The organism is Salinisphaera dokdonensis CL-ES53 (genome assembly GCF_040361215.1).
Taxonomy (GTDB): domain Bacteria; phylum Pseudomonadota; class Gammaproteobacteria; order Nevskiales; family Salinisphaeraceae; genus Salinisphaera; species Salinisphaera dokdonensis.
On record NZ_APND01000008.1, the window covers coordinates 15,466 to 40,112 of the forward strand.

A 24,647-nucleotide genomic window follows, 5' to 3' on the forward strand; every position below is an offset into this window, starting at 1 on the left:
GCCACGGAGTACCGCATGGCCGTTTCCGAACTCATTTCCCGTATCAACCCGCTGACGACGCATCCGAAGATTGAAACCGACATGCATATCGCGATCGTCGGTGCCGGTTTCTCGGGGCTGGGCATGGCGATTCGGCTCAAGGAAGCAGGCGTGGACAACTTCACGATCCTCGAACGGGGCAGCGAGGTCGGCGGCACCTGGCGCGACAACCACTACCCGGGCGCGGCCTGCGATGTGCACTCGCATCTGTACTCGTTCTCCTTCGAGCAGAGCGCGACCTGGTCGCGCAGCTTCGGCCAGCAGCCGGAGATCCTCGACTACATCAAACGCTGCACCGCCAAGTACAAGCTGCGTGAGCACGTGCGGTTCGATACCACCATCGTCGGTTCGGATTTCGACGAAGATGCCGGTATCTGGCACGTGCATACAGCCGACGGCCAGACGCTGACCGCCAATGTCGTGGTGTCTGCCGTGGGCGCGCTGGCCGATCCGGCCTGGCCGCGTATCGAAGGCCTGGAGGATTTCGCCGGTAAGCGCATGCATACCGCCCAATGGGACGACGACTACGATCTCGCCGGCAAGCGCGTGGCCGTGATCGGCTCGGGCGCAAGCGCTATTCAGGTCGTGCCCGAAGTTGCGAAACAGGCCGATCATCTAACCGTGTTCCAGCGCACGCCGAGTTGGATCATGCCCAAGCCCGACCGGCCGATCCCGGAAGAGAAGCAGGCCGAATACCGGGAAGCACCGCACAAGCTGCGTCGCCGCCGGCTCAAGATCTACTGGATCAACGAGCTGTTTGCGCCGTTCGTGATTTCGGATTTCGGCCCGCTCAAGCGTGTGGCCGAGAAGATGGCGAAGTCGCACATCACCAAGCAGGTGAAGAGCCAGGCGCTGCGCGAACAGGTCACGCCGGACTACAAGATCGGCTGCAAGCGCATTTTGATCTCGAACGACTGGTACCCAGCGCTTCAGCGCGACAATGTCGAACTGATCGGTGACGGGCCCGCACGTATTACCGAGAATGCGATCGTGACCAAGGACGGGCGCACCATCGAAGTGGACGCCATCGTCTGCGCGACTGGCTTCAAGGTGCCGAGCAAGGCCGCGCCGTTCCCGATCACCGGCCGTGCCGGCGTCGACCTTAATCAAGCTTGGGGGGACGGCGCCGAGGCTTACAAGGGCGTAACCGTTTCGGGTTTCCCGAACCTGTTCTTCCTGATGGGGCCGAACACCGGTCCGAGCCACACATCGGTACTCGCCTTTACCGAGCAGCAGATGGACTACACGCTGCAGGCCATCGCGCATATGGCGAAGAAGAAGCTGCGCTTCATCGACGTGAAGAAGTCCGTGCAGGACAAATTCAACCGCGGCATCCAGTGGCGGATGAAATACACATCGTGGACGTCCGGCTGTAACAGCTGGTATCTCACGGATTCGGGCAAGAACACTACGCTTTATCCCGGTTTCAACTGGGAGTATCGGGTGCGGTTGATGCGGTTCAAGTCTGGGGAGTACGAGGAAGTGAAGCAGGCTGCGCCGAGCGCGGTGCGTGCTCGTAAGGCGGCTTGACGCCACAACGACGGTTGGTTCGAACCATTAGCCTTTCGGCACTCACGAGTTCATCGCACCTTTGGTTTCGCACTGCTGTGCGAGTGACTTCTCTTTGCTTGTCCAAAGAGAAGTAACCAAGAGAAAGGACACCCCGGGCACGGCACCGGCGCAAGGCGCCGGTGCACTCCGATGCTCGCGACGAAGGGATGCGGCAAAAACTCGCGTCGCTTTGGCGACGCTCAGACACCTTGCCGCACCGGCGCAGTGCGCCGGACACCCTTCGCCGCTGCGCGTCTCCGTCGCCGTGCAAGGGGGCTAATACAATCAGCACACCCGAAGCTATAGCGACGACTAAGTTGAAGTTGCGGCAAGCGCCCGTGTTCCTGCCGGATCACGCTTTTGGTTAATCCTGCCTACGCAGATCGAGACGCAACCTTCAGCGAGCGTTAGCGAGCGTGTCTGTATTGGGCCCCTTTGGCGTAGCGCCGAGCAGCGGAGTCAGGGCGAGAAAAAGCAGCCGGATGTTTGAGCGAAGCGAGTTCCGGCTGCGCTCGTCCTGTCGAGCAGCACAGGGCACCGATGCGGAGCATCGGCGCAAGCCGGGGTGTCTTTTGTTTTGGTGACTTTTATTTGGACAAGCAAATAAAAGACACTCGCACAGCAGTGCGAAACACCTAGCGACGCCTGCCTACGTAGTCGATTCAAATTCGTAGGTGTCGGTCGATAGACTTCCCGCACTAGGCAATTTGACGCATCGTTGGTCGTCGTCGCGTGAATTTTCAGATCGGACCGAAGTACTCCGCGACTTGAACGCAGCGAGCATTTCGCCGAACCCAAAGCCAGGCGATCACAATGTTTCATATGCCGATGTAATAACGGCCCGGTTTCCCAGGGCGTTATTCGGACAAATGCGTCGTTTCGAAAGTCCCTAGAACTTCACGTTGATACCGGCCGTGACGCTGCGCCCTGGCTGCGGCACACGCAGGAACGACGTGCTGCGTACGATCTCCTCGTCGAGCAGGTTATCGCCGCGGAGATAGACCAGCGTTTCGGTTGCGTCCAGTCCGGTCAGCCGATAGCCGATGAAGGCGGTCAGGTCGGTAAACCCGGCGGTTTCGTCTTCCAGCGGGCCTTCGTCATCCTGGCGACTCGAACGAATCGCCTCGACGGTGGCTAGCCAAGTGTCGCTGTGGTAGTCGAGGCCCATGCCATAACGCCCGGGGGTGATACGCGGCAGATTGCTGTCGTCGTCCAGTTCGGCGCGTACGTAATCGCCCAGCACGCGGGCCGTCAGGCGGTGTGCGCCCTCGATCAGGTCGTAGCCGATCTGAGCTTCGCCGCCGTAGAACACCGCATCGTCGGCTGCGTAGTCGACGAGCAGGAACTCGCCGTTGGGGGCGAAGGTGCCGTCTTCATCTACACGGTCCGCCACGCCGTCCGAGCCGCCGACGCCCGTGCCATCGGCATTCAGACCGGCATCGACCGAGCGCTGATAGATATAGTCGTTGTAGCGGGTATAGAACAGGCTGGTATCGAAGCGCAGTCGATCGTTGATGCGGCGCAAGCCGATATCGAAGCTGTTCGAAGCCTCTTCGTCGAAGTTGCCGTTGCCGCGTTCGTAAGTGAGCGTGGCCTCGTGCGGGCCGAAGCTGTAGAGCTCTTCGGTAGCCGGCGCGCGTTGGAAGTGGCCCGCCGTTGCCGTGAGTACGTAATGGTTGCCGATCTCGCGCTTGGCACCGAGCGACACACTGATGGGCGTGTGGTCGCTATCACGCCGGCCCTGGCTGGTGTCCTGTTCCTGGTATTCGACACGCAGGCCGCCCTGGATGGTCCAGTTCTCGCCGATCGGACGCTGTTCGACCAGAAATGCGGCGATCGAGCGGGTATCGGTCGCGGGTACGAACGACTCTTCCTCGCCATAGGCCTCGAATTCGCGATCGAAACCCTGCACGCCGAAGATGCCGGTGGCGCCGGCAATCGGTGCGTGTTCGGCGGCGATACGGAATTCGGTCTCCTGATTGTCGAAGAACGCTTCCGGCGTTTCTTCGCCCTCGGTATGCAGATAGTCGGTGTGTGCACCGGAGAACTCGATCCGGGTGATGCCGGGGGCGACGTCATAGACCTCGCCCTTGAGGTCGTAGCGGTCCTGGGTCAGGCGGATCGTCGCCTCTTCGCCGGGAATGCCGTATTCGCGCCCGAAGTGACTGACTGCGCCGCCGACATAGCCCCAGTCGCCGGAGTACGACGAGCCCAGGCTGTAGGTGTCGGTATCGGTTGCACTGTTGTCGATGAGGCGGCCGTCGTTGGTCTGGTAATCGTCGGTCAGGCGTTTCATGCCTTGAACGTTGAGCGCGAAATCGCCGATGCCGCCCGTCACGTCCAGCCGTTGCAGGCGCTCGCCGCGAGTACTGCCGCTACGCACAAGATCGAGTTCGCCGATAATGCCGTCCGGTGCGGTTCTCGGGATACGGTCGGTGACGACGTTGACTACGCCGCCGATCGCGCCGGAGCCGTAGAGCAGCGTGGATGGCCCCTTGAGCACTTCGACCTGGCGCGCCGAATACGGATCGATGCTTACCGCGTGATCTTGGCTCAGCGTGGATACATCCGCGGAGGCCATGCCGTTTTCCTGAACGCGAACGCGCGCGCCGGCTTGGCCGCGGATTACCGGCCGGCCCACGCCCTGGCCGAAGTCGGCCGAGCTGATGCCAGGCGTATCGGCAAGCGTAGCGCCCAGCGTCTGACCGCGTTTGCGAACCAGTTCGGGGCCGGCGACGACCGTGGCGGGTTCAATCGCCTGGCTCGGGTCCTGGTCGTCGAAGGCCAAAGCCTCGACCGAAATCGGGGCGAGCACACCGGCCTCGGCTGCCTTGTCATTGTCTGCGTTGCCGTCGGACTGGTTCTGGGCCAGCGCGGATGGGCCGAGGCCGAGCAGGCAGGCGCCCGCTGCTGGCCCGATGAATTTTGAATAGCGTGAATAAGCCATGGAAGGTGTTCTCGTCTGAAGCACGGACTCGCCACGCGAATCCGTAAGGCGCAGCGTCGATCGCCGCGGGGCACGAAGATTTGGATCGATGTCAGACGAGAAGGCGGGGAGGGGCGCGTGGCGGATGCGAAACGCGCTGCGCTGCATACCGGCGAGTCGGCAGCGGCGAAACGAGAAGATCGTTGGCGCCGGGCAAGACCCGCGTCGTGGCGGCCTCGCTGGGTGGTGGACTGCCGAAATGGCCGTGCCCACAGGTTAGGCACGCATGGTCGGCGTGCGCCGCGGTGACGGGGTGATCAAACGCATGGGCGAGCGCCAGCGCCTGACCGCACAGCAGTACGGCCACCAAGATGGCGGTGCGTAACGTCTTGTTCCCCATGCCCCAATAGACCCCGGTGCCACACGAGCGTGTGGACTAGGGGTTAATATATTACGTTATAAAATAACTATCAATGGCGGTTATTGTCGTTAGGTTGTCGATTAACTTCTATAAAAATATGGTGCGGCCGAGAGTTGGCTCAGGGGTGGGACGCAAGGCCGGCGGTTCTAAGCCGACGGTTATTTAATCAACTAGCTTGGGTGAGCGTCGCTTGGGGTTTCGCACTGCAGTGCGAGTGTCTTTTATTTGCTTGTCCAAATAAAAGGCACCAAAACAAAGGACACCCTGTCTTGCGCCGATGCTTTGCATCGGTGCCCTGCGCGGCTCCGGCCGAAAGCGGGCCAGCCGGAAACTCGCTTCGCTCAAACATCCGGCTGTCTTTATCCGCTTTCGGCCTCCACTGCTCGGCGCTACGCCCAAGGGGCCCAATACAGGCAAGCTCGCTTTCGCTCGCTCGTAGTTGTGACCTTCTTAGGTAGGATTAGCCGAAGCCGTAATCCAGCAGGAACACGGGCACTTGCGGTAACTTCGGCTCGGTCGTCGCTAGGGCTTGGGGTGCGGTTTTACTTTCTGTGTTAACCCCCTCGCACGGCGACGGAGACGGGCAGCGGCGAAGGGTGTCCGGCGCACTGCGCCGGTGCGGCCAGCTGTTTGAGGATCGCCAAAAGCGATCCGAGTTCTGGCCGCATCCCTTCGTCGCGAGCATCGGAGTGCACCGACGTAGCCGGCGCTGTGCCCGGGTGTCTTTTTGTTTGCTTACTTCCTTTTGGGCAAGCAAAAGAAAGGGAGTCGCACAGCAGTGCGAAACAAGAGGTTCGACTAGCTCGTGAGTACCGAAAGACTGGTAGTCCGACCTGCCGAGTCTTGAGTCCACGACTAGGCGTGGTTGGCCAGGGGTTTCGCGCATTCGAGAGAAATACGAATTCGGCGTTAGCCGCGTTGGCTCAGCCCGATATGAGGACCATAAAAAAGCCGACACGATATGTGCCGGCTTTCCTGCTTCTACCGTTCGTCGTCGAGCGACGAATCAGAACGATCGGCGATCAGCCGTTGCTGCCACCTTCGTGGGTCACACGGAAAATCGTGCCGCCAGCGTCATCACTGATATACAGCGCGCCGTCGCCGCCCTGGGCGAGACCGGCGGGGCGGTGCTCGGCACTGCCCGGTGACTTGATCTCCTTGCTGCCCTGGAAACCCTGGGCGCCGGCGAAGTCTTCGTAATCGCTGCTCGCCTTGCCGTTCTCGAACGGCTGGTAGATCACGCGATAGCCGGCCTGCGGGCTGGGCGCACGATTCCAAGAGCCATGGAAGGCGATAAAGGCGCCGCCACTGTACTTGCTGCCGAAGCCGTCGCCTTCGTAGAAAAGCACGTCCATCGGTGCCCAGTGGGCTGGGTATGCGGCCAAGGGCTGCTCGTAGTCGCCGCAACGGCCGACTTTCTTGCCGTCGCCGTCGTATTCCGGGCCGAGCACCTTCTTGTCCATTTTCGGGTCGTAGTAGCAGAACGGCCAGCCAAGGTGATCACCCTCGTCGATGGCGAACAGTTCCTCCGCAGGCAGATGGGCGCTCTGTTCCTGCGTGAACGCATCTGGCCAGTTGGAGTGCAACTGGTCACGACCGTGCTGGACGCCGTAAAGCTGGCCGTCGTACCAGTCGAGCGCAAACATGTTGCGCAGACCAGTCGCATATTCGGTTTTCGGCTCGAATTGCTGGCCGGTTTCGGTTGCCGAGAACTGCCAGATGCCACCGTGGTTATCCAGCAGCGGGCAGGGATCCTGGCCCTTGGAGCCTGGCGAGCGGTCGCTTTCCTGGCAGGCATTCGACGGCGCGCCGTTGTTAACGAACAGCATGCCGTCGTCGCTGATCGCCAGTCCGCGTGCAGCGTGCGATGTCTGCTGTGGCAGGCCGGTGACTATGTGTTCGGGGTCGCCCGCCGGCACGAGGTTGTCGTCCAGCTTGTAGCGATAGATATCGGTGACGGTCGCGGCATAAAGCCAGCCGTCGTGGATCGCCAGACCCGTGCCGCCGCCTTCACCGAAGGTCTTGTGCTCGTCGGCGGCGCCATCATTATCGGTATCGCGCAGCGCCATTAGGCCGGCCCCGTCGACATCGTCGGCGAGGTTCACATAGACCGTGCCGTTGTCCGCGACTGCCAGATGACGTGGCGCGCCGGCGTCGCTGGCGAATGCAGTGGCGCAAAAGCCGTCGGGTAGATCGAGCCCGGCGGTGTCGCAGCCTTCTGCCGCGCTGGCGCTACCGCCTGCGAACAGCCCGGTGGCCGCGAGGGTCGTGGCGCAAAGCGCGTGGAGCGAGAGCTTTTGCATCGGTTTTCCCATCGTTTTTCTTGAGTGCCTGTGCCGGTTATAGCAGTTACCGACAGGGGCGGGCAAAAGCATACGAAAAAACGATCAAGCAACTATTGAATCGTTGGTGGCGAACCCTATCTTTCTTGTCGTAGCAACGCAGCCCGTTGATTCGGGGCAAAAAACAGGAGAACAGATCATGGCTATTCAGCGTTACCAGAGCCGTTTCCAGCCGAGCAGCCTGCTCGCTCAGTTCAACGACGAGATCAATCGCATGTTCGTACAGGACAGCAACGCCTTCCCGGCGCTCTCCGGCGGGGCATGGACGCCGAATGTGGATATCCGCGAGACCGGCGATGCTTATCACATTGAGGCCGAAGTGCCCGGGGTGGATCCGCAGGGCATTGAAGTGACTCTCGACAAAGGCGTGCTCACGCTCAAGGGCGAGCGTAGCGAAGAGCAGACCGACGAGAGTGGCCAAGCCCGTTATCGCGAGCGTCGATTCGGTGCCTTCGTACGTCGCTTCTCTCTGCCGGAAACGGCTGACGAGGACAACATTGAAGCCCGCGCGGAGCACGGCGTGCTGCGCTTGACCATCAACAAGAAGGCTCGCAGCGAACCGCGTCGTATCACCGTGCGTACCGGCGAGAATGCGGCACCGGCGGTCGAGACTCAGGACGAAGCCGTGTCGGCCTGACCCTGTCGAGTATCAGCGTAGTGAAAACAAGCGGGGCCCACGGGCCCCGTTTTCTTGTACGCCCTCAATCCGCTGCGCGCAGGCTCGCCCAGGCCGGTTGGCGCAGCACATCGCGCAGCGACAACAGTCCCGAAACGGCGATAACCGCGGTAGCGACGCCGATGGCGATGAGCCACAGATGCGGGCGCCAGGCGTAGTCGAGATCGAACACCCATACCGCCAGCACCACCGAAGTGGTCTGCGCGATCACCGCCGCCATCAACGACGCGCACAGGCCGATCAACAGGCATTCAGCGACCGTGGCCTGACGCAGCCAGCGTGAGCGCGCACCGAGCGCGCGCAGCAGCGCGGCCTCGCGCAAGCGTTCGGCGCGGCTGGCCTGCATGGCGGCCAGCAGCACCACCAGCCCGGCGGCCAGTGTGAAGCCGAAGACCAGTTCGATCGCCACGCTCAGGCGATCGATCAGCGTGGTGAGCTGGTCCAGTATGGCCGCGATATCGATGACGCTGATATTCGAGAACTCGCGCACCAGCGTAGCGATAGTGCCGTGGGCATCGGCTGGCACGTACAGGCTGGTGATATAGGTGGCCGCGAACTCGTCCAGCACGCCGGGCGAGAACAGCACATAAAAGTTCGCCTGCAGGCTGGACCAGTCGATCTCGCGGATGCTTTCGACGGTGGCCGTGATCGGCGTGCCGGTGATATCGAAAGTGAGGCTGTCGCCGACTCCCACGTCGAGTCGCTCGGCGACCGACGTGTCGATCGACATCTTCGGCTCGTCCGGTTTCGATTCCTCGAACCACTGCCCCGCGACGATACGGTTGTCGTTCTTGAGATCGTCAATCCAAGACAGATTGAGCTCTCGCCGGGTCAGTTCGCCGGCCTGTTCCGCCAACTCGGCATTGTCCTCGATGTGGGTGCCGTCGACCGCGGTCAGGCGACCGCGCACCAGCGGGTAGAAATCGGCGTCGAGACCCGCAGATTCGAGACGGTCCGCCACCTGCGGCTGCTGTTCGCGGGTGATATTGATCAGAAAACGGTTTGGCGCGTCGGCGGCGATATCGGCCTGCCAGCCGGCCAGCAAATCCCCGCGCACGATCACGAGCATGAACAGCATGGTCAAGCCGATGCCGAAGGCCACAATCTGCAGCGCACTGGCATTGCGTCGTCGCGACAAGGCCGCGAGCCCGAGCCTCAGGCCTGGTCCGGTCCGGTGACCCAGGCGCTGGCGCAGACGCTCGACGCCGGCGAGCAGCAGCAAGGCTGCGCCCCAGAGCAGGGCAGTTCCGCCCACCGTGGCGGCAACCACCCAGGCCGTGAGTGTCAGATCGCGGGTAGCGGCGGCTGCCAGAGCGATCACGTTCACGAGGGCGGCGGCATAGATCAGGCGGGTGCGGCTGCCGTGTTCCGCCAATGAGCGCGCCAGCACGCGGGCCGGCGGCGTGGCACGCGCCTGGGACAGCGCCGGCCAGGCGAAGCCAGCCAGAAGAATCGCGCCGGTGGCTGCGGCCGGCCACAGAGCGAGCCACGAGGCGCCGGGTAATTCGATCTCGAAGGCACGGGCAATGAATCGTGAGATGCCCAGTTGGGCGAGCCCGGCCACGGCCAGCCCCAGCCCGATACCGATCACGCCGACGAATACCAGCTGCCAAGCAAGCAGCCGCGCGATCAGCCCGCGGGCCGCACCGAGCGTCTTGAGCAGAGCGATCTCGTCGAGCCGCGATTCCGCATGCTGGCGGGCCGTGAGCGCAATCGCCACGCCGGCCAGCACGACGGCCACGAGCGCGGCGAGGTCGAGAAACACATCGGCGCGTTCCAGCGCACGCGAGAGCGCGCGGTTGGACTCGGCCGGGGTCTGCAGGCGCTCGCCGGCCTGTAACTCCGGTTCCAGCTCTGCGCGTAGCGCGGAAACGGCGTCTGGCGTGCCGGCGATCAGCTCGGCATAAGACGCCCGGCTGCCCGGCCCGAGCAGGCCGGTCGCGGCCACATCGGCCTGGTGGATGAGCACGCGTGGCGCGATATTGGCGAAGCCGTTGCCGCGATCGGGCTCTACCGCCAGCACGGCGGCGATCGTCAGGCGCGTATCGCCAAGCGCCAGCTCGTCGCCGACCTCGAGCTGCTGGGCATCGAGGATGCGTTGCGCCACCCAGGCTGTGCCGGGATCGGGTGCGTCGCTTACAACTTCAGTCGGGCTGCCGGGCGCGCCGCGGCGTAGTGTCACGGTGCCGCGCATCGGATAGCTGTCTTCGACCGCCTTCACCGATACGAGCGTGATTTCGTCGTCGCGGCTGACCACGCTCGGAAATACGGTCACCGCGTGGTGCTGTACGCCGGCCGCGTCGAGTTGGCGCGCGCGTTCGTCGTCGAGCGGCGCGCGCAGGTCGAGCTTGAGATCGGCTGCCAGCGTGGCCGCGCCCTGGCGCACCATTGCCGAACGCACGCGATCGGTCATCTGGCTGACCGCGCCCACGGCGGCCACGGCCACGACCAGCGCGATCAAAAGGATCCAGCCGGCGCCGTCGCGACGGCTGCGCCCGAGCTGGCGCCACGCCAGGCGCATCGCCGAGGTGCGGTCAGTCTTCATGCAGGCGTCCGTCGGCCAGCCGGCAGCGGCGTGCGCAACGCGCGGCCAAGGTTTCGTCGTGGGTGACCAGTACCAGCGTCGTGCCCTGTTCGGCGTTGAGCGCGAACAGCTGGTCGATGATGGCCGCGCCGGTCTGGCCGTCGAGATTACCGGTCGGCTCGTCCGCAAAAAGTATCTTCGGCCGGCAGGCAAAGGCTCGGGCCAGCGCCACGCGTTGTTGTTCACCGCCGGAAAGCTGTCGCGGCGTATGAGTCACGCGATCGGCAAGGCCGACTTGGCTCAAAAAAGCCTGCGCGGTTTCGCGCGCCTCGGCTAGATCGGTGCCGGCCAACTCCAGGGGCAGGGTTACGTTATCCAGCGCCGACAATCCAGACAGCAACTGGAACGACTGGAACACGAAGCCGACCTGGCCGGTACGCCAGGCAGCGCGGGCGTCCTCGTCGAGAGTGGTCAGATCGCGGCCAAGCAGGCTGAGTCTGCCGCGCGTGGGCACATCGAGGCCGGCCAGCAGGGCCAGAAGCGTCGATTTGCCGGAGCCGGACGTACCTACGATCGATAGGCTGTCGCCCGTGTTCAGCGACAATCCGATACCGTCCAGGATAGTGAGCGAGCGCTCACCGCTGGCGATCGTCTTGGATAGATCGACCGCTTCTAATGCAGGAGATGACATTGAGCCGAGTCTTGTTCTATGGAGTAAGGGCGCCGTGGCGCCGGATGGTCGTCGCGCTGACGGCGGCGACGCTGTTCGCGACATGCAGCTTTGCATACGCACAGAGCAGCGTACTGGTTTTCGGCGATAGCCTGAGTGCCGGCTACGGGCTGGCGCGCGGCGACGGCTGGGTCGCGCTTATGCAGGAGCGCCTGGCCGAGAACGATGCGGACGTGAAAGTGGTCAACGCCAGTGTGTCGGGTGAGACCAGCGCCGGCGGGCGCGGCCGGCTTGATGCTGCGCTCGAGCGCCACGATCCGGATGTGGTGATCCTGGAACTGGGCGCCAACGACGGGCTGCGCGCGTTGCCGATCGCGAAGATGAAAACCAATCTCGGCGCCATGATCGACGCTAGCCGCGCGTCCGGCGCGAAGGTGCTTTTGCTCGGCATGCGGATCCCGACCAATTACGGCAAGCGCTACGCGGACAATTTCCATCAGGCGTTCGTCAGTCTGGCGAAGGAGACCGACGTCGCCTTCGTGCCGTTCTTCCTCGATCCGATCGCCAGGGACCGATCCAACTTCCAGGATGACGGCGTGCACCCGAATGCCGATGCGCAGCCGGCTATCCTGGACGAAGTCTGGCCAGCGCTCGCGCCGCTGCTGAGCGCCGATCTCGAAATGCCGGCCGCGTCGTAGGCGCGACCGGCTCTTTTTACTCGGTTAGCCAGCGGTCGTTTCGCGGCTGGCATAAGGACAAGCCGGCGCTTCTACGCCGGCCGCGGCCAGGTGTTGGGCGAAGGCGATCGTGGTCAGGTCCTGGCCGTAGTCGGCCACGATCTGCAGGCCGACCGGCAGGCCGTCGTCGGTGAGGCCGACCGGGGCGCTGGTGGCGGGCAGGCCCGCGACGGTGGCCGGGGCGATCCAGCGGAACAGGTTGGTATAGCCGTGGGCCGTGCCGTCGACGTCGATCTTGCGTGACAGCACGGTGCCTTCGTGGTCATGCGGAATGGCGGGCACGCACACGCTCGGCATCAGCAGCACGTCATAATCGGCGAACAGCGTATTCCATTGCTGGCGGAGCTTGTGGCGGGCTTCGTCGGCCTTCGCCCAGTCGCGATGGCTGGCGGTCGCGCGTTCGGCGAAGCCGCCGGTGGTACCCATGTCGGTCTTGCCCATCAGGCCCATGAACTTCGCGCCGCGTTTGGCCTTGGTATAGAGCTTGTCGGGAATCGAGGCGCCAACCAGGCCGTTGAGTAGGCGGTCGTATGTTTCGTAGCTTTTTTCGAAACCGCCGGGCAGGTCGTCGATCCTGGTCACGCTCGCACCGGCGCGGCGCGCGGCTTCGACGGCATCTTCCAACCGTGCCTTGATCGCTTTCGAAATCGGGCAAAAAGCGTGGTCGAACAGGACGGCGACCTTGAAATCGGCAAGCGTGGTCGGTTTCGGCGCCGGCAGCTGGGTCTTCCAGACGCTCGCGTCGATCGCGTCCGGCCCGGCGAGGACATCCAGCGCGAGTGCGAGATCGCCTGGATGGCGCGCCATCGGCCCGGATACGCACAGGTCGGGCTCGCCGAGGGTGCCGGGTGGGCCGGGGATATGGCCCCTCATCGGGATCAGGCCGTAGGACGTCTTGTGGCCGTAGACGCCGCACCAGCTCGCCGGCGTACGAATGGAGCCGGCGAGATCAGAACCCAGTTCCAGCGGCGTGAAGCCGGCCGCCAGACCCGCCGCGGCGCCACCTGAGGAGCCACCGGACGTGCGCTTGTCGTTCCACGGGTTGTTGGTGGTGCCGTAGATCGGATTGAAGGTCTGGACGTCCTGCGCCAGGCGCGGCGTGTTGGTCTTGCCGAAGATCACCGCGCCGGCCGCACGCAGACGCGATGTCGCGACCGCGTCATTCGTGCTGCGATAGTCCTTCAGCTTGGGCTCGCCGACCACGGTGGGCAGGCCCGCGGTTTCATAGGTGTCTTTCACGGTCATCGGCACGCCGTGCAGCGGGCCCCAGTTCTCGCCGGCCGCGATCGCCGCGTCGGCGGCATCCGCACGCGCCCGGGCATTTTCGATATCCATCGCCACGACGGCATTGATCGGCTTGCCGATCGCTTCGATACGGGTCAGGAAATGGTCGAGGGCGGCACGGCTGCCGATCTCGCCGCGGGCGATGGCCGCGGCCAGTTCGGTGGCGGATAGCTCATGGATTTCGGGCATGCGCGGGTCTCTTGTCGTAGGGCGTGCGGCCTGTTCTTCCGGGCCGCCGAAATTTGAAGGAAAAGCGCTTACTCGTCGCTTTCCGACGAGGGCGTGTCTAGGGTCTTGAATAGCGCGCTCTTGAAGCGTTCGGGGGCCTCGATCGGGGGCAGGTGGCCGATGCCCTCGAAGGTGACGAGATCCGCATTGGGCATGCGGGCGACGGCTTCTTCGGCGAGCTTGGGATAGTTGCCCAGTTCTGCAGCCAGCTCGTCGTCGACCAGATCGGTGCCTAGCGCGGTCTTGTCGCGCGTGCCGATCATCAGCGTGGTCGGCACGTCGAGGCGCTCGAACTCGTAGAACACCGGCTGGGTGTAGACCATGTCGTAGGTCGCGGCTTGCGCCCAGGCGACCGTGGCCTTGTCTTCGTCGCTACCGATGTACATGCCGGCCAGCATCTTGGCCCACTCGGCATAGTCTTCGTTCCATTCGCCGTCGTAATAGCTCTTGAGCTGGTAGGCCTTGATGCCGGCGTAGTCCTTCTTCATCTCGCGGGCATACCAGGCGTTCATGCCGCGATAGGGCACGCCCTTGGCTTTCCAGTCCTCGAGACCTATCGGGTCGACGAGCACCAGCTGTTCGATCGTTTCCGGAAACATCAGCGCGTAGCGCATGCCGAGCATGCCGCCCATCGAATGGGCAATGACGGTGGCGTGATCGATATCCAGTGAATCGAGCAGCGCGTTGGTGTTCGCGGCCAGATGATGGAAGGTATAGCTGTAGGCCGCCGGCTTGTCGGACTTACAGAAGCCCACCTGGTCCGGCACGATCACGCGGTAGCCGTTCTCCGACAATGCGCGCGCGGTGTCTTCCCAGTAGGCGCCGCAGAAGTTCTTGCCGTGCATGAGCACCGCGACGGGCGGATCGACGATATCGTCGGTGGGCGCGATGTCCATATAGGCCATCGACACCTCGCCGTTCGGGCTGTCCATCGCGAAGCGCGAGACCGGCCAGGGATAGTCGTATTGCTCGAGGTTGGGCCCCAGCGCGCGGACCTCGTCGGTTTTTGCGTTCGTATCCGCAGCGGTCGCGGCACTTGAAAACAGACCGAGCAGAAGCAGCGGCCAGAGCTTGATGAGTCGCGTCATGGCAGGTTCGACGGTTGGAGCGGATGGCGGCCAGCATACCCAGATGCGCTCGCCAGCGACCAGTGGCCCCGGAACCTTATGCCTCCAATGCGGTTCTATATGAGTAGGTTGGGGCACGCCAAAACGATCTCTGCACGATCGTTCGGCGCGAGTCAGGCGGGCCGTCGCGGCCGTCGAAAAAAGGGGACAGGGTGAGCGATTCGACACAGGCGCTAGGCGTCGCGGTAGCGCAGCAGCGGACACAAAAACGTCTGGGCACCTGGCGCGCCTGGGTGGCCCGGTTTGTTGCTGGATGCGTCGTGGCGCTCGCGGCTGGGCCGGTTCTCGCTGCCGAGCCGACGCTCGTCGACACGGTCAGCGTTGACGAGCGCCGCTGGCAGCAGGCGGTGCCTCTGTACGGCACGCTGACCTCGGCGCGCGATGCCGAACTCACGCCGCGTGTCGCGGGTTTGGTGGCCTCGGTTTCGGTGGATGCGGGTGATCGCGTAAAGGCCGGCGATACGCTCATTGAACTCGATCGCACGCTGGAAGCGCTGACGCTGACCACGCTTGAAGCCTCGGTAACGGAAGCCGAGGCACAGCTGGCCGAGGCGCGCCGGTTGGCGCGTGAGGCCGAGCGGCTGAGCACGCGCGGCGCGGTGTCCCAGAGCGAGCAACAAGCCCGGCGATCGCAGGTCGCCGTCAACGCCGCCGCGGTTGAACGCTTACGTGCCGAAGCCGCGGCCCAGCGCGAACGCTTGCAGCGCCACGCGGTGATCGCGCCGTTCGACGGCCAGGTGCGCCGGCGGCTTGTCGACCCCGGCGAATATGTCGCCCAGACCACGCCGACCGTATCGCTGGTTGCCACCGAGACATTGCGGCTGGATGTGTCGGCTCCGCAGCAGTATTTCGGCCTGATCGAACCCGGCATGGCGGTGCAGGTCCAGCCCGAGACCGGGCGGCGCGAGCCGATCGAAGCGACGGTGGATGTGGTCGTCGGCGCCAGCGATGCCGCCGCGCGCAGTTTTCTCGTGCGCGTGTTCGTGGACAACAGCGCCGGCGAGCTGACGCCGGGCATGTCGGCCAAGGCCTTGCTGGCGCTTGAATCACGCGAGCCGGTGCTGGTCGCGCCGCGGGATGCGCTGGTGCGCGTGCCCGGCGGCGGCACGCGCATGTGGCTCGTGCGTGAAGACGACGACGGCACGCTGCGCGCGATCAAGCGTCAGGTCACGCTCGGGCGCAGCGCGAACAACAACGTCGAAGTGCTCGACGGTCTCGCGGCCGGTGATCGGGTGGTGGTGCGGGGCAATGAAAGCCTCGAAGCCGATCAGCCGGTCCGTGTGCGCAACGCGCAGGACGTCTCGACCGAGTCACTCGACCCGGCGGCCGGGTCGGCCTCGAATGATCGCTCGCGCGCTCTGCGCCTGTCGTCGCCCGGGACCTGATCGATGTTCGAAGCGCTGATCAAGCGCGGCACGCTGATGACCATCGTCGTGCTGCTGATCTGTCTGTTCGGTGTGCTCGCCGCGATGCGCATTCCCGTGCAGATGATTCCGGATCTGGCGGTGCGCACGATCACGGTGACCACGAGCTGGCCAGGTGCGACGCCGCAGGACGTCGAGAACGAGATCCTCATAGAGCAGGAGGAATACCTCGCCAATATTATCGGCCTGCAGCGCATGACCGCGCAGGCAAATACCGGCGAAGCCGAGATCGAGCTGGAGTTCCCGTTCTCCACCGACGTCAACGAAGCGCTGATCCGCGTAACCAATGCGCTCATGCAGGTGCCCAGCTACCCCGAGGACGTCAACGAGCCGGAAGTGGTGGCGGCATCGTTCTCGCAGAACTCGTTCATGTATCTCAACGTGGCTGCCGAGCCCGGCAATCCGGCCCGCCTCGACATGGCCTTCATGCGCGATTTCGTCGACGACGAGGTGCGCCGGCGCATGGAGCGCGTCGCCGGCGTGGCGGACGTCGAAGTCGGTGGCGGCGCCGAACGCCAGATCCAGGTGCATGTCGATCCGTCGAAGCTGGCCGCGCGTGGCATCGCGATGACCGACGTGCGCGATGCGATACGTGCGCGCAATCAGGATGTTTCCGGCGGTGACATGGATGCCGGCAAGCGCCGTTATTTGATTCGCACGGTCGGGCGCTTCAAGGATGTATCGGGCCTCGCGGACGTCGTGCTCGCGCGCAGCGGGGATTCGGTGACGCGGCTGGGCGATGTGGCCGAGATCCAGCTCGATCATGCCGAAGTGCGCGAGTTCGGCTTCTTCAACGACCAGCCCGTGGTCACGCTGCAGGTGCGCCGCCAGCCCGGCTCCAACGTCATCGATATCAAGCGCGACATGCTCGCGCTGCTGCCCGAACTCAACGCCACCGTGCTCGCGCCGGCCGGCATGCGCATGCGCCTGACCTCGGACGACGTCCGCTATGTGAGCGCATCGATCGCCAGTGTCTACCGCAACCTGGCAATCGGCGGCGTTCTGGCCGCGCTTGTGATGTTCCTGTTTCTGCGTTCGGTGTACGCCACGCTGATCGCGATCGTCGGCGTGCCCATCTGTGCGATCGCGGCGTTCATTGGCCTGGCCGTGTTCGGGCGCACGATCAACGTGATCTCGCTGGCGGGCATTGCGTTCGCGATCGGCATGACGCTGGACAACAGCATCGTCGTGCTCGAAAACATCGCCCGTCAGCGTAGCGCGGGGGCGAGCCGCTGGCAGGCGGCAGTGGACGGCGTGCGCGAGGTCTGGCCGGCGGTTCTGGCGTCCACGCTGACGACGGTGATGGTGTTCGCGCCGGTGCTGTTCATTACCCAGAAGGCCGGCCAGCTTTTTTCCGATATCTCGATCGCGATCTCCGCCGCGATTCTCACCTCGATGCTGGTCGCGATCATGGTGGTGCCGACCGCGGCCGCGCGTATCCTGCCGCGCGATTCCGGCGCCGCCGAGACGAGCAACAGCCCGTTCTCGCGTGGCGTGCTGGCGCTTTGTGCCTGGATCATTGCCGTGCGAACGCGCCGCTATATCGTCATGGGCGCGATTGCGGGTGCGCTGGGCGTCGGCGTCTGGGCGCTTACGCCGCCGGCCGAATATCTGCCGGACGGCGAGGAGGCCAAGACGTTCTCCTCGATGCTGCCGCCGGCCGGCACCAACCTCACCGAACTCAACGCTATCGCCGACGATCTGCGCGAACGCTTCATGCGCTATGTACCAGACGACAACGGCGAAATCGCGGCCGACGACAATGCCATGCCGCGTATCGCCTATTTCATCATGAGCGTGACCACGAACCAGCTGCGCGTGATCTCGGAGCCGGTCAACGATCGCGAGATTGGCGCCCTGATGGCGGCGTTCAACGACAGCTTCGAGGCGTATCCGGGCATGCGTGCGTTCTCGACCAAGGGCTCGATCATTTCATCGAATGACGGCGGCACCCGCGCGATCAATATCGATATCTCGGGCGCCGATCTGGCCACGATCTATGCCGCGGCGGAGGCGATCTACCGGCGTGCGAACATGGTCTTCGACGGTCCGCAGGTGTTAGCCCAGCCGTCCACGCTCACGCTCGGCCAGCCGCTGTTGCGGATCGAGCCGGATTACCCGCGTATCGCGGAACTGGGCCTCGGCGCCGACGATATCGGCTATACCATCGCCGCGCTTACCGATGGCGCCTACGTCGACGAATATTTCTTTTCCGACGACAAGGTCGATATCTATCTCTACGACGCGGCCGGCAAGCCCGACACCGTCGATGCCGTGTCGCGCCTGCCGATCGCGACCGCCGAGGGCGTGCTGCCGGTGATCGCATTGGCCGATGTCGTGCCCACCGTCGATACCGACGTGATCCGCCGTCTGGACAGCCGGCGTACGGTCACTATTCGCGTGATCCCGCCGCGTGCCGTGCCGCTGGAGGCCGGGGTGGAGCGGGTCAATCGTGACGTGATCGATCATCTGCGCGAGCAGGGTGAAATCGACGCCTCTCTGGCGCTGGATATTTCCGGGGCGAGCGACGAGCTCGAAGTCACGCGGCGCGCGCTGACCGGCAACTATGTCGTCGCGGTCGGCGTCTGCTATCTGCTGTTGGTGGCGATCTTCTCGCACTGGGGCTATCCGCTGCTCATCCTCACCACCGTGCCGTTGGGCATCGCGGGTGGCGTGGTGGGCTTGGCCCTGCTCAACGGTGTGGGTGCGCTGCTGCCGGTTATCGGGCTGCCTGCGCTGTCGCAGCCGTTCGATCTGATCACGATGCTCGGTTTTCTGATTCTGGTCGGTACCGTGGTCAACAACCCCATTCTCATCGTCGAGCGAGCGCGAACGAATGTGGCTGCCGGCATGGCCGCGATCGATGCCGTGCAGGATGCGGTGACGGTTCGGCTTCGCCCGATTCTGATGACCACGATCACCACTACCTTCGGCCTGGCGCCGCTCGTGTTTCTGCCCGGTGCGGGCACCGAGCTTTATCGCGGGCTTGGGGCGATCGTGATGTTCGGGTTGTTGTTCACGATGGCGACGACGGTGACTTTTTTGCCGGCGATGTTGACGTTGGTTATGGATTATCGGGAGCGGCGATTGCGTTCGTCGGGTTCGAGAGAGTCTTGATCTGCAGCCGAGAGTTCTGGATCAACAGCAAGGGTTTGATCGACTTGGGGTTTCGCGCTGCTGCGCGACTTACTTTCTTTTGCTTGTCCAAAAGAAAGTAAGCAAACAAAAAGACACCCTGCCTTGCGTCGGCGCTACGCGCCGATGCCCTGCGCTGCTCGCCCGGCCGGGCGCAGCCGGAACTCACCGCGCTGCGCGCGGCTCAAACAGCCGTCTGCTTCATCCCGGCCGGTCTCCGCTGCTCGGCGCTACGCCAAAGGGGCCCAAATACAAACGAAGGCCGGCTCGCTAACGCTTCGCAAGCAAGATCGCCGAGCGATCTTGGTCGGACAACGCCGCAGGCGAGTCCGATAGGAACGTAGAGAAGTTCCCAACCCTTACTCGGTAGCGATTCCAACGCCGGCCGCCGAGCTCGCCGTGCCTGTATTGGGCCCCGTGTGGAGCGACGAGAAGCGCAGGGCCGAAGGGCGTCCGGCGCACTGCGCCGGTGCGGCAAGCTGTTTGAGGGCGGCCAAAGCCGCCCGAGTTTTTGCCGCACCCCTTCGGACCGAGCATCGCAGTGAACCGGCGCGTTTCGCGCCGGCGCGTAACCCGGGTGTCTTTTGTGTTGGTTACTTATATTTGGACAAGCAAATATAAGTGACTCGCACAGCAGTGCGAAATAAAAGGTGCGATTTACTCGTGAGTACCGGAAGGCTCGCAGGCTGGAACTGCAAATTACGAATCAACGAGGAAGGTGAATTCGACCCGGATCTTCACGTTAAAAGACCAAGCCTCCTTGGACGCAGCACCAGTCAAGAAACGAAACGCTTAAAAACAGCTAACACCACGCCGATGTATATTGCACGCAACTGAGTCCGAGTACCCCGAACCCGGACCACTCAAGGAGCTTCAAGTGAGCGATCTTTTCCAGCCCTGGACTATCGGCGACGTCACCTTCCGCAATCGCATCTTCGTATCGCCGATGTGCCAGTACTCGGCCGGGGACGGCTTCCCCAACGACTGGCACTTCGTGCATCTGGGCAGCCGCGCGGTCGGCGGCGCGGGGCTGGTGATGATGGAGGCCTCGGCGGTCACGCCCGCGGGGCGAATCACTCCCGGCGATCTGGGCATCTGGAGCGACGATCACGTCGCCGAGTTCAAGCGCAATGCCGACTTCATCCATGCCCAAGGCGCGGCCGTGGGCGTGCAGCTGGCCCATGCCGGGCGCAAGGCCTCCTGTGATGCGCCGTGGCGTGGCGGCAAGGCGCTGACCGCCGAGCAGGGCGCCTGGCAGACGGTCGCGCCGAGTGCGATCGCCTTTTCCGAGAACGCGCCGACGCCGCATGCGCTGGACAGCGACGAGATCGCCGAGATTGTCGAAGCTTTCGCGGCAGCCTCGCAGCGCGCGCTGGATGCCGATATGGACATGATCGAGTTGCACTGTGCCCACGGCTATCTCATGCACGAGTTCCTGTCGCCGCTGTCGAACCAGCGCGATGACGACTACGGCGGCAGCCTCGAAAACCGGGTGCGTTTTCCACTCGAGGTGGTGCGTGCCGTGCGCGCGGTCTGGCCTGCGAACAAGCCGCTGTTCGTGCGTATCTCGTCGACCGACTGGGAAGACGGCGGCTGGGATATCGATCAGTCCGTGCAGTTCGCCCACTGGCTCAAGGCCGAAGGCGTGGACGTGGTCGACTGCTCGGGCGGCGGCAACACGCCGACTGCGAAGATTCCGGTCGGCCCCGGCTATCAGACCGAATTCGCGGCGCGTATTCGCCGCGAGGTGGGCATCGCCACCGGCGCAGTCGGCATGATCACCGAACCTGTGCAGGCCGAGCATATCGTGCATTCCGGCCAGGCCGACTGCGTGCTGCTGGCCCGCGAACTGCTGCGCGACCCTTATTTCCCGCTGCGCGCGGCCCGTGAGTTGCACGGCGAGCAGGGCGACTGGCCGGTGCAGTACGAGCGCGCGGCCAAGTAGGTCAAGGTGCTGCTTGAGCACGCCCCGGGGTATCACCGCGGGGTGTGTGCCCGTGTGCGGATGGGCTGTGCGCACCTGCGGTGTTTAGCCGCAGACAGGCCATCGTGGCCCTGCGGCGTCTAGCCTCGGGCGGTTATAATTGCACGATGAAGCGATTAGCCTGGCTCAAGCGGTTTCTGCCCGACCGATTCGTCGTGGCACTCATCGGCGCCATCATCCTCGCCAGCCTGCTGCCGGTATCGGGTACCGCGGCGATGGTCTATGGCCACGTCACCACGGCGGCGATCGCGCTGCTGTTCTTCCTGCACGGTGCGAAGCTGTCGCGCGAGTCGATCTATGCGGGTGCCACCAACTGGCGGCTGCATATATGTGTGCTGCTGGCGACCTTTGTGTTGTTCCCTCTCATCGGGCTGGCCTCGCGGCCGCTGCTGATCGGCTGGCTCACGCCGGAGCTGTTCGCTGGCCTGCTGTTTTTGTGCGTACTGCCGTCTACCGTGCAGTCGTCGATCGCGTTCACCTCGGTGGCGCGCGGCAATATTCCGGCTGCGGTTTGTAGCGCCAGCCTCTCCAACCTGCTGGGCGTGTTCATCACGCCGTTGCTTGCCGGCCTGCTGATCAGCAGCCAGTCGGCCAGCGGTGGCGGTTCGTTGAATGCGGTGGTCGATATCCTTCTTCATATCCTGCTGCCGTTCGTGCTCGGCCAGATTGCGCGGCGCTGGATCGGCGAATGGGTCGCTGCCCACCCGAAGCTGGTGAAGTTCGTCGACCAGGGTTCCATCGTGCTGGTGGTGTATGGCGCCTTCAGCGCGTCGGTGGTGGAAGGGCTCTGGCAACAGACGCCGCCGGCGGCGTTGCTCGTGGTCGTGCTGGTTTCGACCGTGCTGCTCGCGTTGGTGCTCGGTGTGACCTTCGCGATCGGTCGGCGCTATTTCGATCGCGCCGACGAAATCGTGCTGGTGTTCTGTGGCTCCAAGAAGAGCCTGGCCAGCGGCATTCCCATCGCCCAGGTGCTGTTTGCCGGCGGTGCGCTGGGCAGCGTGGTGCTGCCGCTGATGGTGTTTCACCAAATCCAGTTGATCGTCTGTGCGTTGATTGCGCGTCGCTATGCGGTGGCCTGGGAGCGTGACGATGCGGCCGCGCCGGCCAACGCGCCGTCGCGTTCCTGATCGGCGGTCGTCATCGCTGCCAATCTGGATAATCAAAGCCTGACCCGGCGTAGCTGGGGCATTGCCGCGATCGCCTTTCTTGGCGGGGTCGGCGGTGGCGCGGTGTTTCCGATCCTGCCCGTGGTGGGTATCGACCTGGGCATTTCGGCGTTCATGGTCGGCCTGATCCTGTCGGCCAATCGCATCACACGGCTCGGCTTCAATCCGATCACTGGCAGTCTGCTGGATCGCTTCGGCGCGCGCTGGCCCGTGGCGATCGGTCTGGTGATCGAAGCGCTGGGTACGCTGGCGTTCTCGATAGCGCTGGTGTCGGAACAGCCCGCTGCCTGGTTTCTGGCCGGGCGCATCATCTGGGGCGTGGGGTCGTCGCTGCTGTTGGTCGGCGCGCTCGCCGCGGTGATGGCGATCGCGCCGGCGCGTACCCGCGCAGGCATGACGGCCAAGGTGCGTACCGCGGTCAGCCTCGGCCTGCCGGCCGGTCTGGTGCTCGGCGGGCTGGTGGCGGATCAGGTCTCCAACAACGCGGCTTTTCTGACCGCCACGGCGCTGAGCGTTGTGGCGGCGATAGCCGCCGTCTTCCTGCTGCCGGATCAGGCGGGTGAGCCTGCGGGCCGAGCGGCCCGGGCCGATTCGGCTACGCCGCGTACCCAGGCCTGGCGAGAACTGCTCGCGATGCCTACCCTGCGCATCATCTTCGCGGCCAACGCCCTCCTGTTCTTTGCCGTATCCGGCGTCTTGCTGGCGACGGTGGCGGTGCTGGTCGACACACGCGCACTGTATGTGTTCGGCATGAACGCTCAGGGCAGCGCGGGCCTGTTGATGGCGGTGTTGATGGGCGCCCGCGCGAGTACGGCGCTGGCCTGCGGGCGTTATCTCGATCACAGCGACAGCCGCACACGGTTGCTATTGCCGTCGATGGCGCTGGTGGCGATCGGTTTCGTGGGCCTTGGTCTGGCCGGCGATGCGGTGAGCGCCTCGCTGGCGCTGCTCGTGATCGGCGCCGGGTCCGGCGGGCTGACCATTCCCATGATCACGCTGCTTGGCGATGTGGCACCGCGCCATCTTCATGGTCGGGCGTTGTCGATCTATCAATGGTCGAGCGATCTCGGCGGCGCGCTGGGCCCGGCCGCGGGATTGGAGTTGGGACGCGCCTTCGGCTATGGCTGGAGTTACGGCCTCGTCGGTCTGGCCGTGCTGGGCATGGCATTGCCGCTGCGCTGGCTGGCGCGCGACGAACGCCGGTCAGGCTAATGCTCAGCCGCGCCCGCCGGCGGGATCGCGGGAGACGATCTGGCCGTCGTTATCCACGAACAGCGTCTCGGCTTGCACGCCCTCGGCAGTGACCTCGAGCGAGATATGGTGGCGCCGCGCGCCGTCGGCCTCGATGCGCGGTACGCGTGCGCAGTTGAGATAGAGCGTTTCGCCGTCGTCGGCGCCGGTTTCACGCCATTCGCCGCTGTGCTTGCTGCGGTGGTGCATATGCCCGGCGAGCACGGCGCGGACCCGATGGCCGGTGGTACGCGCGTGCTCGATGGCCGCACGCAGATCCGGGTCGCCGAAATCGCCGTGTTCGGGGGCGAAATCGCAGCCGAAGGGCGCGTTCGGGGTGTCGCCGAGGCCGGCCGGGCCGTTGTGGGCGAGCAGGATCAGATCGCGCGGTGAGCGATCGACCAGTTCGCATAGTTTTCGCGCGCTGGCATCGAAATCGCCGATGCCGAACGTCTTTTTCAGATACGACTGATAATAGAATCGGTCCGGACCCATGGCGTGCGGCCGGGCCACGATCAGGCCCAGATCGTCATCCAGCGGAGCGGCGGTATAGCCGCCGAGACGCACCGGCGCCATGGCGCGTTCCATGGTCCGTACGCGCCGTGTCATACCGAAGGCGCCCAGGCGACGCATGAGCGGCCGATTCTTGATCTCGGCCAGCAGCTGGGGAATGGTCACGCCGTCGTGATTGCCGGGAATGGCCCAGGCCGGCGTGGTCAGGTCCGCCAGCCGGCGCGCGACCGGCGTTGCGCTCGTGATGCGGGCGAAATCGCCCACGAACAGGAGCATGTCGTAGTCGGCCTGGTTGAAGAACGCGGTATCGCGCTCGTCCCAGAAGCCGTGTATGTCGCCGATGACGCCGAATCGCATTCGGCGTTTTTACGGGCCGCATGCCTCAGCGTCAAGGCGCGGGGTGGGGCAACACGCCCGGGTCGGGCTTAGTCCGGTTCGGCTTCGAGTTGGTTATTGCAGTATTCCACCACCGTCTGGCCAGATTCGTAGTCGTAGTTCGGAAATGCGACGCGCTCGCCTTGCCGATAGAGCGGGCAGTCCTCGAGATTGCCGTTGTCTTTGTAGTGTGCCCAGAGGCCGGTGTGTCGACTATGCTTTGCTCGCCCGTATAACTTGATCCCACACGGGGTCAGATGGGACTCCGGCCGTCCTCGCGGAGATAGTCGGCCAC

Annotated in this window: 15 protein-coding genes; 8 read left to right on the top strand and 7 right to left on the bottom strand. The window is 64.2% G+C overall.

Features of this window, described 5'->3' with window-relative positions:
- Positions 1–15 precede the first annotated feature (15 nt).
- Positions 16–1,569: a flavin-containing monooxygenase gene (locus SADO_RS16765; RefSeq protein WP_353113515.1), complete on the top strand. Its 1,554-nt coding sequence runs from the start codon at positions 16–18 to the stop codon at positions 1,567–1,569.
- 910 nt (positions 1,570–2,479) lie between these two features.
- Here the strand turns inward: SADO_RS16765 and SADO_RS16770 are convergent.
- Positions 2,480–4,537: a TonB-dependent receptor gene (locus SADO_RS16770; RefSeq protein WP_353113517.1), complete on the bottom strand. Its 2,058-nt coding sequence runs from the start codon at positions 4,535–4,537 to the stop codon at positions 2,480–2,482.
- Between the two features lie 1,422 nt (positions 4,538–5,959).
- Positions 5,960–7,240, bottom strand: coding sequence for a PQQ-dependent sugar dehydrogenase (locus tag SADO_RS16775; protein ID WP_353113519.1), 1,281 nt, complete (start codon positions 7,238–7,240; stop codon positions 5,960–5,962).
- 178 nt (positions 7,241–7,418) lie between these two features.
- On the opposite strand from SADO_RS16775, the gene SADO_RS16780 reads away from it, so the two are divergent.
- On the top strand, positions 7,419–7,916 hold the full coding sequence (locus SADO_RS16780; RefSeq protein ID WP_353113521.1) for an Hsp20/alpha crystallin family protein: 498 nt from the start codon (positions 7,419–7,421) through the stop codon (positions 7,914–7,916).
- A 64-nt stretch (positions 7,917–7,980) separates the two neighbouring features.
- Here SADO_RS16780 and SADO_RS16785 read toward each other — a convergent pair whose 3' ends face one another.
- Entirely contained in the window at positions 7,981–10,500 is a 2,520-nt protein-coding gene (locus SADO_RS16785; protein WP_353113523.1) for an ABC transporter permease, read from the bottom strand.
- Positions 10,490–11,170 carry an ABC transporter ATP-binding protein gene (locus SADO_RS16790; protein WP_353113525.1) on the bottom strand — a complete coding sequence of 227 codons (681 nt, stop codon included), beginning with the start codon at positions 11,168–11,170 and terminating at the stop codon, positions 10,490–10,492. The genes SADO_RS16785 and SADO_RS16790 overlap by 11 nt, the downstream gene beginning before the upstream one ends.
- Between SADO_RS16790 and SADO_RS16795 the strand changes: the two genes are divergently transcribed.
- Positions 11,164–11,847, top strand: coding sequence for an arylesterase (locus tag SADO_RS16795; protein ID WP_434547925.1), 684 nt, complete (start codon positions 11,164–11,166; stop codon positions 11,845–11,847). The two genes, SADO_RS16790 and SADO_RS16795, sit on opposite strands and share 7 nt — an antisense overlap.
- A 24-nt stretch (positions 11,848–11,871) precedes the next feature.
- Here the strand turns inward: SADO_RS16795 and SADO_RS16800 are convergent, their stop codons facing one another.
- Together SADO_RS16800 and SADO_RS16805 are read right to left on the bottom strand one after the other, a co-directional pair.
- Entirely contained in the window at positions 11,872–13,359 is a 1,488-nt protein-coding gene (locus SADO_RS16800; protein WP_353113529.1) for an amidase, read from the bottom strand.
- Between the two features lie 68 nt (positions 13,360–13,427).
- Positions 13,428–14,486, bottom strand: coding sequence for an alpha/beta fold hydrolase (locus tag SADO_RS16805; RefSeq protein WP_353113531.1), 1,059 nt, complete (start codon positions 14,484–14,486; stop codon positions 13,428–13,430).
- Positions 14,487–14,677: 191 nt separating this feature from the next.
- Here SADO_RS16805 and SADO_RS16810 point away from each other — a divergent pair, with 191 nt between their 5' ends.
- From SADO_RS16810 to SADO_RS16830, 5 genes are all read left to right on the top strand, one after another.
- The gene (locus SADO_RS16810) at positions 14,678–15,910 is read left to right on the top strand and encodes an efflux RND transporter periplasmic adaptor subunit (RefSeq protein ID WP_353113533.1); all 1,233 of its coding nucleotides are present in this window, start codon (positions 14,678–14,680) and stop codon (positions 15,908–15,910) included.
- A gap of 3 nt (positions 15,911–15,913) precedes the next feature.
- A complete protein-coding gene (locus SADO_RS16815; RefSeq protein ID WP_353113535.1) occupies positions 15,914–19,066 on the top strand; it encodes an efflux RND transporter permease subunit in 3,153 nt (1,050 codons plus the stop codon).
- Positions 19,067–19,961: 895 nt separating this feature from the next.
- Positions 19,962–21,029 carry an NADH:flavin oxidoreductase/NADH oxidase gene (locus SADO_RS16820; protein WP_353113537.1) on the top strand — a complete coding sequence of 356 codons (1,068 nt, stop codon included), beginning with the start codon at positions 19,962–19,964 and terminating at the stop codon, positions 21,027–21,029.
- Positions 21,030–21,175: 146 nt separating this feature from the next.
- Positions 21,176–22,195, top strand: a complete 1,020-nt coding sequence (locus tag SADO_RS16825) for a bile acid:sodium symporter family protein (protein WP_353113539.1) — start codon at positions 21,176–21,178, stop codon at positions 22,193–22,195.
- A gap of 69 nt (positions 22,196–22,264) precedes the next feature.
- The gene (locus SADO_RS16830; RefSeq protein WP_353113559.1) at positions 22,265–23,446 is read left to right on the top strand and encodes an MFS transporter; all 1,182 of its coding nucleotides are present in this window, start codon (positions 22,265–22,267) and stop codon (positions 23,444–23,446) included.
- Between the two features lie 3 nt (positions 23,447–23,449).
- Here SADO_RS16830 and SADO_RS16835 read toward each other — a convergent pair whose 3' ends face one another.
- Positions 23,450–24,334, bottom strand: a complete 885-nt coding sequence (locus SADO_RS16835; RefSeq protein ID WP_353113541.1) for a metallophosphoesterase — start codon at positions 24,332–24,334, stop codon at positions 23,450–23,452.
- Positions 24,335–24,647 lie beyond the last annotated feature (313 nt).